The 13992-nt window shown below is 42.3% G+C and carries 15 protein-coding genes; 7 read left to right on the top strand and 8 right to left on the bottom strand.

Annotated features, from left to right (window positions below; translation table 11 throughout):
• Nucleotides 1-90: 90 nt before the first annotated feature.
• The gene (locus tag R7R24_RS04130; protein WP_005383936.1) at nt 91-1560 is read right to left on the bottom strand and encodes a hypothetical protein; all 1470 of its coding nucleotides are present in this window, start codon (nt 1558-1560) and stop codon (nt 91-93) included.
• 70 nt (nt 1561-1630) lie between these two features.
• On the bottom strand, nt 1631-2341 hold the full coding sequence (gene deoD / locus R7R24_RS04125) for a purine-nucleoside phosphorylase (RefSeq protein ID WP_005375140.1): 711 nt from the start codon (nt 2339-2341) through the stop codon (nt 1631-1633).
• A 398-nt stretch (nt 2342-2739) separates the two neighbouring features.
• Between deoD and R7R24_RS04120 the strand changes: the two genes are divergently transcribed.
• Genes R7R24_RS04120 through R7R24_RS04105 form a run of 4 tightly spaced genes read left to right on the top strand, consistent with a single transcriptional unit; the run spans nt 2740 to nt 6851 of the window.
• Nucleotides 2740-3690, top strand: coding sequence for a YbgA family protein (locus tag R7R24_RS04120; RefSeq protein WP_017635475.1), 951 nt, complete (start codon nt 2740-2742; stop codon nt 3688-3690).
• Nucleotides 3680-4480 (top strand): MerR family transcriptional regulator, encoded by an 801-nt coding sequence (locus R7R24_RS04115; protein ID WP_033906723.1) that lies wholly within the window; start codon nt 3680-3682, stop codon nt 4478-4480. The genes R7R24_RS04120 and R7R24_RS04115 overlap by 11 nt, the downstream gene beginning before the upstream one ends.
• A 22-nt stretch (nt 4481-4502) precedes the next feature.
• Nucleotides 4503-5918, top strand: coding sequence for a deoxyribodipyrimidine photo-lyase (gene phrB, locus R7R24_RS04110; RefSeq protein WP_054579340.1), 1416 nt, complete (start codon nt 4503-4505; stop codon nt 5916-5918).
• 6 nt (nt 5919-5924) lie between these two features.
• Nucleotides 5925-6851 (top strand): L,D-transpeptidase family protein, encoded by a 927-nt coding sequence (locus R7R24_RS04105; RefSeq protein ID WP_025768560.1) that lies wholly within the window; start codon nt 5925-5927, stop codon nt 6849-6851.
• A gap of 191 nt (nt 6852-7042) precedes the next feature.
• Here R7R24_RS04105 and R7R24_RS04100 read toward each other — a convergent pair whose 3' ends face one another.
• The 6 genes from R7R24_RS04100 to R7R24_RS04075 form a co-directional block, all read right to left on the bottom strand.
• Nucleotides 7043-8086 carry a tyrosine-type recombinase/integrase gene (locus R7R24_RS04100; RefSeq protein ID WP_318119451.1) on the bottom strand — a complete coding sequence of 348 codons (1044 nt, stop codon included), beginning with the start codon at nt 8084-8086 and terminating at the stop codon, nt 7043-7045.
• A gap of 68 nt (nt 8087-8154) precedes the next feature.
• Nucleotides 8155-8886 carry an HIRAN domain-containing protein gene (locus tag R7R24_RS04095; protein WP_318119450.1) on the bottom strand — a complete coding sequence of 244 codons (732 nt, stop codon included), beginning with the start codon at nt 8884-8886 and terminating at the stop codon, nt 8155-8157.
• Nucleotides 8883-10007, bottom strand: coding sequence for a HipA domain-containing protein (locus tag R7R24_RS04090; protein WP_318119449.1), 1125 nt, complete (start codon nt 10005-10007; stop codon nt 8883-8885). Before R7R24_RS04090 ends, R7R24_RS04095 begins: the two co-directional genes overlap by 4 nt.
• Nucleotides 10008-10113: 106 nt before the next feature.
• Nucleotides 10114-10788, bottom strand: coding sequence for a hypothetical protein (locus R7R24_RS04085; protein ID WP_318119448.1), 675 nt, complete (start codon nt 10786-10788; stop codon nt 10114-10116).
• Nucleotides 10789-10790: 2 nt separating this feature from the next.
• On the bottom strand, nt 10791-12212 hold the full coding sequence (locus tag R7R24_RS04080; RefSeq protein WP_318119447.1) for an AAA family ATPase: 1422 nt from the start codon (nt 12210-12212) through the stop codon (nt 10791-10793).
• Nucleotides 12213-12284: 72 nt separating this feature from the next.
• Nucleotides 12285-12890 carry a phage repressor protein CI gene (locus R7R24_RS04075; RefSeq protein WP_318119446.1) on the bottom strand — a complete coding sequence of 202 codons (606 nt, stop codon included), beginning with the start codon at nt 12888-12890 and terminating at the stop codon, nt 12285-12287.
• Between the two features lie 203 nt (nt 12891-13093).
• On the opposite strand from R7R24_RS04075, the gene R7R24_RS04070 reads away from it, so the two are divergent.
• The 3 genes from R7R24_RS04070 to R7R24_RS04060 are packed head-to-tail and all read left to right on the top strand — an operon-like array spanning nt 13094 to nt 13986.
• Nucleotides 13094-13294, top strand: coding sequence for a hypothetical protein (locus R7R24_RS04070; protein ID WP_053321709.1), 201 nt, complete (start codon nt 13094-13096; stop codon nt 13292-13294).
• On the top strand, nt 13291-13437 hold the full coding sequence (locus tag R7R24_RS04065) for a hypothetical protein (RefSeq protein WP_318119445.1): 147 nt from the start codon (nt 13291-13293) through the stop codon (nt 13435-13437). Before R7R24_RS04070 ends, R7R24_RS04065 begins: the two co-directional genes overlap by 4 nt.
• A gap of 9 nt (nt 13438-13446) precedes the next feature.
• Nucleotides 13447-13986: a phage regulatory CII family protein gene (locus R7R24_RS04060; RefSeq protein ID WP_318119444.1), complete on the top strand. Its 540-nt coding sequence runs from the start codon at nt 13447-13449 to the stop codon at nt 13984-13986.
• Nucleotides 13987-13992: the final 6 nt, after the last annotated feature.

Genomic DNA, 13992 nt, shown 5'->3' with positions numbered 1-13992 from the left:
GATGCGGATAACGTTTTGGTAAACGATCAGGGGCCGTAATGTATACCGTTACAACCCCTAATTACTACATCTAAATTACCAATAGAATAGCTACGATAGGAGCTGTTTGATTGTCAAAGGTGCATCAGAGACTTCCAACCTTTGTGCAGCGGTAAGACCTTGTTTATCCTGATAGCACAAATTATGCCAAGCTCTGAATATATCTAAAAGAGGTAAAATACCAGCAGGTCGTAATTTGCGACGTGGCTCGTTAATGAAGCTTTCGAAAAGAATCTGAAAGCGGTTTTGATAAAACTTCACATGACGAGTTGTCGCAACGTTAAACCATTTTTCAGGCTCATTTTGATCGCCAGCGAGGTAGCAAATGCCTTTGTGGTTTTCGTTTTGACTAGAGATTGCCCAACGATCGCGCCACCAACTCATATAGGCGATATCGACTTTGCCAAAGGGAGTGCTCATGTCCCAACTAGCGTCCTCTTCTACATACATCAAGTCGACACTTTTCTCTTTAATACGAGGTAAACAAACGCTCAATGCAGCTGAACGTAGTAGGGGATCTTGAGGCATGTATAGAGATACACGTTTGTTTGGGCAGCACATATCAAGTACGTGCAAATAGTGTGCATACGAGGTGTATGGCGGACGGACTAATGCCCCTTTTGAAGGGTAATGAAATACAGATAGATTACCAAGAGGGTCTTCTACGTTACCGCGAGCCAAAATTGTTTGGTATTTTTGGTCAATTCGCTCTCTGAGGTGATGAGAAGGTTCCGCAAGCGGCTCACTTGCTTCCGCTACGTACTCCTGGGAAACAAAACGAGACACCTCATCGTAAGGATTATGATCGAGAGTTGCGATTGGCTCTTCATCAGCGGAATAATTGACGTGCTGGCAAAGAATATAGCCAGAATGCGCTTCGCCAGAAACAATCCAATACACACCATTATTGCTGTTCGGTTGCAATGCAATATAGTTTGAGGCCAATTCATAATGCGTTGCGTGGTTTACCCAGCGCGCATCAATGGTTGCCAGCTTGCGGCGGCAGCGGCTAGCTATATGGTCAACATGATCGTAAAAGGTTTTTGGGTTAATACTAAGCTTGCGGCAGATTTCTCGTACGGAATATCCCGTAAACAATAAACCCATCAAGTTCTCTTGAAATTGAAGCTTCTTGTTGGCACCAGACCACTTGTCGACAAAGGTACTTTGACACACTTTACAGCGGTAACGTTGGCGATCGCCACTGTAACCGAAAGCGTGATAGAGGTGTTTGTGAGTGTGGACAGAAAGTCCAAAGTTGTCGCAATCATCATTACGGCAAGCAGGCAACCCGTCACTGTGGACGTGCCGCAGGCGATGAAGTTCGTTCACGACATCGCGATTATTAAGTAAGGGGGGGAAAGCTCCACATTCACGGCATACCATCGCCGGACGCTTAGGGTTCGCATGTTGCAGAACGTAACGCTTTGCATCACTCAATCCAAAGTTGTCACACGCCAATGTTTTACAAAAGTTGAGTTGTAACCCATCTGCGTCTTTTGGCAGTTCGCCGTTAGACACAATCGCCCCCTCGGGATAATTCGGGCAGCCAGCATAACTCTGGCTGCAAATTATTACTTACTATTTGCTCTTAGATGTTGATTGCAGTTTCTAGTGCAACTTTCATCATGTCGTTGAACGACTTCTGACGCTCTTCTGAGCTTAGTTTTTCACCACGGATGATGTGGTCAGAAACTGTCAGGATAGTCAGTGCTTTCGCGCCTAGGTCAGCTGCTACGCCGTAGATACCAGCCGCTTCCATGTCTACACCTAGGATGCCTAGTTTTTCCATCTTCTCGAAGATGTCTGCTTCTGGTGTGTAGAACAGGTCAGCAGAGAATACGTTACCTACTTTTACAGGCACTTCCTGAGCGCGCGCTTGGTTAACTGCTTCTTCTAGAAGACCGTAATCAGCGATTGCTGCGAAATCGTGGTTGTTGAAACGGATACGGTTAACTTTAGAGTCTGTAGAAGCACCCATACCGATAACAACGTCCATTAGTTTCACGTCGTCACGTACTGCACCACAGCTACCCACACGGATAACGTTTTTCACGCCGTATTCAGCGATTAGCTCGTGTACGTAGATACAGCAAGACGGGATACCCATGCCGTGGCCCATTACAGAAACTTTTTTGCCTTTGTAAGTGCCAGTAAAGCCGAACATGTTGCGAACGTCACAAACTTGTTTCACATCTTCTAGGAACGTTTCAGCGATGTATTTAGCGCGCAACGGGTCGCCTGGCATTAGAACGGTTTCAGCGAAATCACCTGGTTGTGCGTTAATGTGTGGGGTTGCCATAAGTGCTCTCCAAAGTTTTGTTTTGATAAAACGCCTCTATTATAGAACGCTATTACCAATTCTGTTGAACTTGTTCGTTTTCGTTGAGGCAATAATATCGGGACGTACAGTGGCCCCTTGAGAGCTTAGTCACAAAAACCACGCATTTAGAAACTGTAACTACTATTGATAACCAAATCTGTTGAAATCAAAAGAGCAATCGATTTGCTTTTGAGCAGTTTGTCGATTGCGCGCACAAATTCTTTGTTTTTGGGCCAAACTTTTTTCTGACAGCTGGTTGATCGAAATACTTTCGAGTGAAGTAAAACGATTAAATTGTACAACTTATTTTCTTGTACAATCTTGAAAGGCTTGCTATAAGTTATACAACAAAACTTTTTGTATAGGGATGCGTCATCATGGAATCTTCGATCAAAGTAGGTATCAGTTCGTGTGTTTTGGGTGAACGAGTGCGTTTTGACTCTGGTCATAAGGTGAGCAACTTTGTGACTAAAGAGCTTAGCCCGTATTTTGACTTTATTTCGGTATGCCCTGAAGTCGGCGTAGGTATGCCAGTACCCCGTCCAACCATTCGTCTTGTTTCTAATGAAGAGCGTGTTGCATTGGTTGAAACCAAAAATCCAGAAAATGATCATACCGACAATATGCTCACTTACTCGGCCAATAAAGTAGATGAACTTCAAAGCGAGCAGCTTTGTGGTTACATCGTTTGTGCCAAGTCACCAACTTGTGGCATGGAGCGAGTCAAGGTTTACAGCAAGAACAGTGCTGCGAAAGAAGGTGTTGGCTTGTATACGCAAACATTGATGCAAAAAATGCCTTGGTTGCCTGTTGAAGAGGATGGCAGACTTAACGACCCTGTATTGAAAGAAAATTTTATTACTCGAGTATTTTGTCTAAATGACTTTTACGACTCGATGGATGGTGAGCCTACTCGTGGCAAAATCATCGACTTTCATTCGCGCTACAAACTGACGTTAATGGCACACCACCCAGAGTCATACCGCTCCCTTGGCCGCTTAGTTGCCGATGTCGCTAATTATGAAATTGAAGACTTTTACCAAGAGTATCGTTTAGGACTTATGAAGGCGTTAACGAATCGGGCTAGCCGCAAAAACAACACAAATGTGTTGATGCATTTACAAGGGTACTTCAAACGCTCACTAACTAAAGAAGAAAAAGAAGAGTTAGCGACAGTGATTCACGACTACCGTATCGGAATGCTGCCTCTGCTAGCACCACTTACATTGATTAAGCATTACTTAAATACTTACCCAGACGAATATTTAGCAAAACAGAAGTTTTTAGAACCGTATCCGCAGGAGATGAGATTACGCTATGGTTTGTAGTTCAGAAGAAAAACTATACGCGATCCGAGATGTCGCAGAAATCACGGGTGTAAAACCAGTTACGCTGAGAGCTTGGCAACGAAGATACAACTTGATCCAGCCTCAGCGAACTGAAAAAGGACACAGACTCTATCGCCAGCAAGATCTCGATACGATTCGCGAAGTTCAGAGTTGGCTCGCGAAGGGGATTTCGATTGGTAAAGTGAAGGGGCTGCTAGGAAAAAGCGCCGATGTCGAAGTCAAAAACGAGGTTCGCACACTCGAAGAAGTTGAAAACATGCTGCTTGCGTTGTCTACCCTGAATCGAGGAAAAGCAGAGAGTTTACTTGCCTCTGTTCTTAAAGAGTATCCACTAAAACTCGTTATTGATCAGTTTATTAGCCCAGTATTTGATGCGCTAGACATGGTGAAAGGATCGCTGCGATCTTTACAGGTAGGGTTATTTCAGACTTGTTTAATCACTCGACTTGCCCTTGTTATCGATTCTGAAAACAAAGCCGCTTCCAAAGGAAAGTGTCTGCTCATTAGCTTTGAACAAAACAGAGAATCTGAGAGTTGGATTCAAGCAGCGAAGCTTTGTGAACAAGGGTATCACACGACTTTGATCGATAAGGTTGATGATGTTTCTGGTCTACTAGATCACGAGGTCGTTGAAAATGGTTCGTTTATCTACCTTTTCTCCAACAAAGCGCTAGCTGCTAAACAAGTAGCGTCCATCAAAATGCTTCACGCACAGTTAGGTGATCGGATGGGGTGCTCTGAAGTGATAGAGAAATTACACCTAACTTAGTAGACAAAAGATAGGAGCTACCATGATTTTAGTATGGTTTCGACGTGACTTACGTACGTTAGACCACACGGCACTCAAAGCTGCATTGGATTCAGGTCAGCCTGTCGTCGCTTGCTTTATCGCGACGCCAGAGCAGTGGCGGGAGCATCACATGGCGCCGATGCAGGCAGACCTCATTGCTCGTCGCTTAGCTTGTCTTAACGAGGAGCTTGAAAGCCTTAATATTCCCTTTTTGTACAAAGAGGTGCCGTCGTTTTCCGATTGTACAGATGTGATTAGTGGATGGGCGGAAACACTTGAAGCCACGTCTGTCATGGCAAACATTCACTATGAGGTGAACGAACGAGAGCTCGATACACAAGTAAGTGAAGCGTTAGCTTCTCACGATATCGAATTTGAACTGTTTCATGACAAATGTGTGCACGCGCCAACGACGGTTCTTAATAAGCAAGGCGAATATTTTAAGGTGTTTACGCCATTCAAGCGTGCTTGGTTAACGCAGTTCCATATGCCGACGGTAGTAAAACCTCACGAGCAAGCGCCACTCAATAAAAAGGTACTCGAACAATTAGAGTCGGCTCGATTTAATTCAAGCTTCACATTTAGCTATCCTCGAGAATCCAGTGAAGACTGGCTGGCTTCGACTAATGATATTTTGAAGCAGCTTAGGGAATTTGCACGGGAGCGCAGTGACGCGTATCAAAGCGAGCGAGACTTTCCAGCTATTGATGGCACTAGCCAACTGTCTCCATACCTTGCGATTGGCGCGCTATCACCAAGGCAGTGTATTGCTCGTTTGTATGCTGAAAATCAACAAAATGACCTTACAGAAGGGAAAGCAACTTGGTTAAGTGAGATCATTTGGCGTGAGTTTTATCAGCACCTATTGGTTTTCGAACCAAAACTCGTCAAAGGCAAAGGATTTATCGATTGGGAGGATAAAATCCAGTGGTCCTATGATGAGAAGGCCTTTGAGCGATGGAAGACAGGAACAACAGGATACCCAGTCGTTGATGCAGCAATGCGTCAGCTCAATCAAACAGGTTGGATGCACAATCGATTACGTATGGTTGTCGCGAGCTTTCTTACCAAGGACTTACATATTGATTGGCGATGGGGAGAAGCGTACTTCATGAGTAAGCTGGTGGACGGCGATTTTGCAGCGAACAATGGTGGCTGGCAATGGTCTGCTTCTACGGGCTGTGACGGGCAGCCATACTTTCGTATTTTCAACCCGATAAGCCAAGGCGAAAAGTTCGATGCTAATGGTGAATTTGTGCGCCACTGGGTACCAGAAATCAAAAGTGTACCGAACAAATACATCCATAAACCTTGGACTTGGGAGGGCTTTTCTTTACTGGAATATCACAAGCCGATGGTTGATCACAAGACAGAAAGAGAGATAACCTTACAGCTCTTTAAAAGTGCCAAGGAATAGAGTGAAATGCTTAGCAAAAAGCGATCAATGAGTTTCGCAAAACGTACCCTGCTATCTGTGTCGTTATCTTTAGTGAGTGGTCTATCATTCGCTAAGATGTACGAATTACCAGAGGATGGAAGCCGTTTAATTGGTCGCCTTGAAAACCACGTCGTGCAAGAAGGCGAAACCATGGCAAATATCGCTAAGCTCTACGATGTGGGTATGCTAGGTTTAATGGCCGCAAACAAAGGCGTGGATCCCTTCTTACCAGAAGAGGGGCATGTTCTTACTATTCCGACACAACTAATCCTCCCAGACGTACCTTATAAAGGTATCGTTATTAATCTAGCCGAGCTGCGCTTATATTACTTTCCGAAAGGAGAGGATATTGTCCATGTATTTCCTGTCGGAATTGGCCGAATAGGGCGCGATACCCCAGTAATGACAACGCGTATCAGCCAAAAACGACCGAACCCTACATGGACTCCTCCAGCCTCTATTCGTGCCGAGTACAAAGCAAAGGGCATTGACCTACCAGCCGTTGTTCCTGCGGGGCCTGATAATCCACTTGGTATGTTTGCATTGCGTTTAGCTTACGGGAATGGCGAATACCTAATTCATGGTACCAACAAGGACTTTGGGATTGGTATGCGAGTCAGCGCGGGTTGTATTCGTATGGACCCAAGTGACATTGAGTGGTTATTTGACAAGGTTCGTAACGGCGAAGACGTTAACATCATTAACCAGCCTATCAAAATGACACTTGAGCCTGACAGAAGTGTGTTCTTAGAAGCACATGAGCCTTTGACTCGTAGTAATGGCGAGAAAGATGAACTCAAAGTGCCGAAAGAGTTAAAGTGGTGGCTGGATGAATTCGGTATGAAAAACGTGAAGGCTAAAGCAGCAATCGCTGCACAGAATGGGGTTCCTATCGAAATAACCGCGCCTTAACGGGCGTTAAGACGCGGTATTAAATCTTACTTAGTGTAATGCATAGCTATCGCTATAACCCAGAAAAATCAATGGTTTCTTAGTTATTTCAATGCCTTAAAAACAACCCGTCTTATCAATACTATTCAATAATAATCAGTATTAAGAAAATTTGCCGCCATTATGTCGCCATTTATCAATTCAAATTGAGACTACAATCCCAACCTAGAAATTGGGTTTAACTCAGCCGCTTGTATCAGGTGATCGGGTGAAAAATGGGCATATCGCATGGTCATTTTGATATCACTGTGACCAAGAATTTTCTGCAAGACGAGAATATTTCCTCCGGCCTCCATAAATCGACTTGCGAAGGTATGACGAAACACGTGGGTATTCTGACCATCCGGTAAGTCTGGAAATGTCCGATTTACGATATAGGCAATGCCATGAAGGCAACTTTTAAACAACCTATCCTTTTCTCCCGTTCGTTCAAACTCCATCAGCTCGTTATAAAGCCTCTCTGTGATTGGTACAGTACGGTTCTTTTTGCTTTTGGTGTCAATAAATGTGATTTTGTACTTTGTAACCTGCGGAAGACGAAGGTTAATAGCTTCTGAAATGCGTGCCCCTGTCGATAAGCAAATTTTGCAGACGAGCTCGTACTCTTTTGCTCGTTTGCTTTTACTGATCCTATCGAAGAGCATGGTAATGTCCTCATTAGAGAAGAAGCCCATTTCGGATTCAGTAACAGGGATCGACTTAACATTTGCAAGTGGGTTTGGTTGATTCCACTCTCCAAGAGAAATGAGTTCATTAAACACAGCGCGCAGATATCTCAAATCGAGATTGTTGGTGGGCGCAGACATCAATTTGCCAGTATCAGCCGCAATATGCCTATGCTTTACTTTTCTGCTAGATCGCCAGTGCACAAAGTCTTTTGCGGTGAACTTAATTGCAAAAGGGTTCCCTAGCTCTTCGGCTATTGTGCATAAGCGGGGGTAAACTTTTTGAGCAGATTTGAGGTGTTGGCCATGAAGTTTGTACCAGAGTTCGACTAAGTCTTGAAGTGTGCGCAAGTCCTTTTTCTCACCAAGCCAAGGTTTATCGTCCACTTCTTTCATTGTGAACTTTTCGAAAGCGATTGCCTCACCTTTAGTCGCAAAGCGCTTACGAATACGTTTACCATTTCGACCTTGCGGATAACACTCACAAAGCCAAGGTTTCTTACTTCTGTCTTCTAACTTACGAGTACTCATATAAACCTCTCAGGAATAAAAAGAGAGCGCATCATGGCGCTCTCTAATTTATCACTGTGGTAATTAGTCTAGTGATTCATAGTGTGTGCAAGGTATTCTTCCGAAACCAACGGGCTAAACCCTTCAGGCCACCTTGTTACGAATTCACACAATACTCTAAACTGATCGGGAGCATCTTTATTTAGCTTGACCACATTAAGAGAGTGAGAGTTTAGCTCCGGATCTTCTAATAGTGCTCGAACGTCGCAATTGAAGTATTTAGGACAGTACCCGATAGGGATCTCATCCTGAGTTGATACTAGCACTGCTTTGCAATCATAAGGATTGGTATCTTCGTAAACTAGCTTAAGTTGTTCGCCAATTTGCAGCATGCCAACACGCTCGGTGCTTTTAGAGTCTAAATGGCGAACCCCGCTAATAAAAAATCGAATTTTATACTTTCCATCTGGCGTAACTTCAGGCTCAGAGATAATCCTGAACTCGTCAGTTTTTCTTGCCCCACCTGATACACCGAGTAAGTCGAGTTCATCATATCCAATAGGGTTAATATCAGACCATTCCAACATCTTCTTGAACTCAGGGCGATTTGTTGGAATTAAGCGGTTTGTAAAAAACGAGAACAGCGATGCTGATGTATAGACCTTGGTTAGGTCATCCATTCGAGGAAAAGCTATAAAGTTTTCATGATTTGCGCCTTTTGTGTAATTGAAACGGTACCCACCCTCCAAGCGAGTTAACTTTGCTACCGGGTGCCACATACCATCATCACTATCTTTCCAAATGACGAATACACTTTTCATGAATTAGTTTCCTTGTCCTCTTGTTGCAGATGTTCTAAAAACATTGGTTTATACGCAAGTATACGAGCTTTATTAGCAATTAGAATCGCTTTACAAAAAGTTTTCTCAGTAAGTCCCATTATTTCATCAGGTACCTTATCAACGATAGAAAAAATTTGTTCGGTTTCTAGTTTTTCAAGTTGTTTGAGCCACTCAAGCGTCGCTTTTTTTCTATAGAATCCAAATATGCAAAAAGCATCTAAAGTTTTTAATCTGTCGCTACCGTTGTAGAAATAAGATTTACTTCTAGCTACGTAGTTGGGGATTTGTCTGCCTTCGTCTTTGCTTATCAACCTCTCATGCATCTTTTCAATAGATTCGTTTCTACCTAAGCTAGCAGCATGATCAAAAGAGGGAGCTAAGTAACTCTCATTACCATTAATGATCATAGCCCAGTTTTCATTGTGACGATCTTGATTAGAAATCAAGGTGTCAAGAAGCAAGTATCCTATAAATACATCGAAGGCTGAGTTAATGTTTTCTGTTGGCTTCCAACCTCTTGGTGGATGCTTGATTAGACGAGCAAGAATTACGGCTACACGATCAACTTTTTGAGAGCGTTGCCCTCGTTCTAGAGTAACATTGATTCTATTGGCAACATGCTCTATCAGTTGATTACCAAAGAACATATTGTCACCGTCCGTCGTGAATTTTTCACTTCTTATCCCGCGCTGTCCTTGATAATTAGCTAAGTCGTAATGGGCGTGGGGTATACCAAGTGACTCTGCTAGTTCACAGGCTATTTTCTCGGCCCAGTCTTCGCCCTTTCGCTCTATAGGGTTACCCTCGCGATCTTCAGTATGAATGGATTTAAATAGGTAGTCTTTGCCACTTTTTGAATCTTTATACCAAAACTTGGACTTGGTACCCATCTGTTCAAAATCGTCGATGTTTTGACTAGAAATGTCGAATATTGGGTACTTAGGAAGTTTGGGCTCTTTCCCCTCTGGATTTGTCGGTTTTTCAGTAACTAAATGAGCTTTTCCACTATTTTTGTGTCGTTTATTTCGCAACTGTTTTTTCAAAACCTTTAATCGCAAGTGGACATCACGAGCTTTGTTCTTAGCGGTTATTCTTTTCATTGTCTAAAACTTACGCCTCGAGGTGTTTAGGGAAATCACATGGCCATGGTTTTTATTGCTTTTTCTAGTTTACAAACGCTCTCTTACTGACATCTAACGTTGCTAATTATGCTTGAGCCAGAAACTGCTTCAAGGTTATTTTTTGATGAGCACGGTCACTATCGTTAAACAAAAGTGTAGTTGCAGTGATTTCGTTGTATGGGCGTTCATTACCTAGTACATCTGTAATTGGGTCTAAACTAAGAGCGCTGGTCGTTCTTTTCCGTGCTCTGCCACTTGGTCGATTACGGTTTCGCTCACTAGATTTTGATATCTTTCTGCTGCTAATTACTTTCCGGACAAAAGTGAGGTTGTTTAACTCTTGCTCTCCATCATATTTGAGAAGATTTTTTATATACTCTAAGAAGGCTTGTGTGCCTTTAGTTTGTCGATCAACTTCATCCTTACAAACTCGTTTCATTTTAAGTTCACCAATGTAAGCACACCATCTATCCGCAGTTTTCTTCAGCATTATGTAATCGCATGCCTTTGCGTAAAATTTATCCTCTTTTCCTAGGATGTAGCGTGAGTAATATTGATGATCGTCCAAATCGAAACTGAAAAATATTTCATCACCTTCAAGACCAGTAATAGTTAGCTTCTGAGTCCATGACTTACGAGTCTCACCATCAGCAGCTTGCTTGTGCAGCTGAGTTAGAGTTATCGAATTGTCCTCAGGTGTTGGTCTAAAACAATCGGCATGAAGTAGAGCTTTCAGTTTTGTTTCCAATGTCTGAGTCACAATTAATCCTCAAACAACGATGGTTCAATTTTTTCAAGAATGTCGTCTTGAAAATCATTTGCGTTATTAATTAGCTCATCAAAAAGTGCGGTTTCAATACCAAACTTGCTAATTGCCATAGGTGCAACTATACCTATTTTGTCAACTGCGTAAGCAGATACACGATTACCATCTAAAGTATCAGCCTCAATAAGGCCGTGTTCGTTTAAGAAGCCTTCCTTATCTTCAAAGTCGTTACTTAATGCAATCGCGTTGTTGATTTCTCTAATAAGGTAATCACTATGTGTTGTTATCAGAACTTTGACCCCGGTGTTTACAAGGCGGGCAATAACACGAGCCATTAACCGCTGGTTATCAGGATGTAGGTTTAGTTCTGGTTCATCTATCAGCAACAAATCATTAGGTGAAGCCATCGATTTGATATATAAGTCCAACAGGAATAGAGATTTAACAGAAGACGAAGAAATAGTAACAGGTAGCGTAGTCGAGCTATCCTCAGTAGTAAAAACAAGCTGAGAATTAGCAAAGCTAAATGTGCCACCGTTAACCTTGTCCATAGCCTGAATAACTTCTGGATGATGCTCTTTGATAAAACTATCTTCAAGTATGGTAAGGTTTGCATCTCTGATAACATTGACATTGTGCTTCACCGGTGATGCATAGGTGTAATGTTCACCCGTACTCAGTTCTTCCAATGTAACAAGTATATCTTCAGGTAAAGAGTCTAAATCTGAAATACGCCCTAACTCAGAAAGAGCCTCTTTTACTTTTATTGTTGTTCTGTCTATTTCCGGTTGGAAAACCATACAACCTGTACGCTCAGAAGTAATAACAAAAGGTGTTGGTATTGAATTATCTACATATACTTTTGTAATTAGTGTATATATCTCTCTCTTAACGACGTGGTTAAAAAAAGAGCTACCAAAGAACTTGCCATTCATGATTTTTTTATCTAGAGGGTCTGACTGAACTTCTACTTCAGCTAAGTTAGAGTAGTGTTCTTTTTTAATTCTAACCCGACGGCCTTCAATGATGATTTGTTTTTCCGTATTTAAGCCAAAGCTGTTGTCTAGAGTAAACTCGGTGTTGGAAAACGTTTCACTTTTTAAATTGAAATAACTTGGCAGCTTATCTACTGCTAAATACGAGCATAGATCAAAAGCATTTTTAAATGTTAATAAGTGGCGCTCTAAGTCAATGAAACCTGAGCCATTTTTAATGATGTCGTTAATGCACTCATTTAACTCTTCATTTAAACCTATTGCTGTACCAGCTAATCTAGTGTTTACCGTGTTTAAACAATGATTGATAAAATAGGATAACCAAGTTTTATTGGAACTATTTGGCCCACAAATAATTGTGAGATCGTTAACTTCTATATCAGCTTGCTTAATCTTACCCAAGTTTTTAATGTGAAATTTCATTATTACTCTCTCTGTTCACTTTGTGGGTTTGTTGATCCAAACTCTTAATACTATAACTAAGCGATGTCATTCTTATCTTTTCTTCATTTCCATAGACACGCGCCCAATTACTTTTATATCGTCTTCAGATATTTCGATAGTTGATGTGTCGAATGCGATTGCTAACTTTTTGCCAGGTAATCGTTGCAGATAGTTAACTGATAGAACGCCATCAATATCTAGCAAGTAGTCACCGGACGCAGGTTGAGACTCAGCTTTGTTTATATATAAGTGACATCCACTCTGCTCAATAATGATTAAGTTTTCTTTCACAAGACCAAATTCATTTAGCGTGGATAAGCCGAGTTCTACTGACCCTGCTTTTTCAAGCTTGCCGTTAACAATTGCAAACTTTTCAATGCTGCTAGTAGTAACTGCTGCTTCTTTTTCAGGAAAGGGCTCTCCTTCTCCCAAAGCAAGATATTTCACAGATGCTCCTGATGCTAAGTGTTCTCTAACTATCAGCTCAAATGCAGTCCGGTCATGTTGATGCCAAGTGAAAACCGTAGATTTAGGGATTCCGTAATAGTCGGCGAGTAAGTCATACGAAGTACACCCTGTTACTTCTTTAAGCTTATCTGTGAAATTACGTCCGCCTAAATAGTCAAAGGCGGGTACTTTTGCAGGGATTCTAGTCATTCCCAAAAGTCCTTATCTTAAAAAAGCACCAATTGCTGTATTTGATCCCAAAAAAGACCTAAGTTCTGTTTGAGAGCAATCATAATCTTAAAAAAGACCTTGAAATGGTCGCTATTAAGATCAACAATGAGTTAAACACGAGTTGATGCTGTCATGTACCACCAATAGGCATCAACAAATCTCAAACTCATAGGATACCACTTATGGCAAGTATTCAAATAGCGGTTGACGCACCTTTTTGTACCAAAAAAGAGTTTCTTCGTCGCACGGGTTGGTCTGGTTCATCATTAGACCGAGCTATTGCGGCCGGCGAAATCCCAATTCTAGAGAAGAAGGGAGAGCGCGGCAGTGTTCTTATTAACCTCGTAAAGGTTTATCAGCGTGCAGCGGAGCAACAAGTATGAGTTTCGCTCACCTATCTAAAACCAAACTCACTCTGAAAGTAGCAATGAGTGAGTCTTGGGAGGACAAGTATCCAAACAAATGTCCGTTATTGCTCAATATCGTTGGCTGGGCATTCGTTTTCGCATCGTTCTTCTTCATTTGAGTATTAGTTATGGACGCAAATAACTCAATGTATGTATTGCGTGAACGCAAACAACAAGCTTTTGATGCTGCTTGCTGCGATTTTGTTGTTAATCACGACTGTGAAGCGATTGGGCGCAGTATCGGCGTTGATGGGCAAGCCATTCGAAACATGCTGAACCCTGCGCAGTCAAGAGTGCTACACCCTGTAGTTCTTACACTTATCAGCCGTGTTTCTGGTGACTACTCAATCGTAAATACGTTATTTGCCGATGATGGAGTGGTGACTGTCCCATTACCAAAAGCAGAAGATAATCTGAACCTGCTCGAACGATTTCTAAAACTAAACACCCATTCTGGTGAGCTTTCTAGCGATGCGTTGGCAATGTGCACCGCAGAGCGTTTACCGCGATCTACCAAACGCAAAACACTCGCCAAAGCACAGTCGGCTTTAGGCAATTTGGTTTTGCTTATCAATGAACTCGAAAACCGCACCACAGGCTTTCAGCCACTCATGCAAATGGGCACAGATTTTCTCGCCAATGGTGCGCCACTTCCAGGCTTAGCCTAAGGAGAA

Source organism: Vibrio sp. 704, from assembly GCF_033339295.1.
The sequence above is the reverse complement of the archived record's forward strand: the minus strand, read 5'-3'. Positions and strand labels throughout refer to the sequence as shown.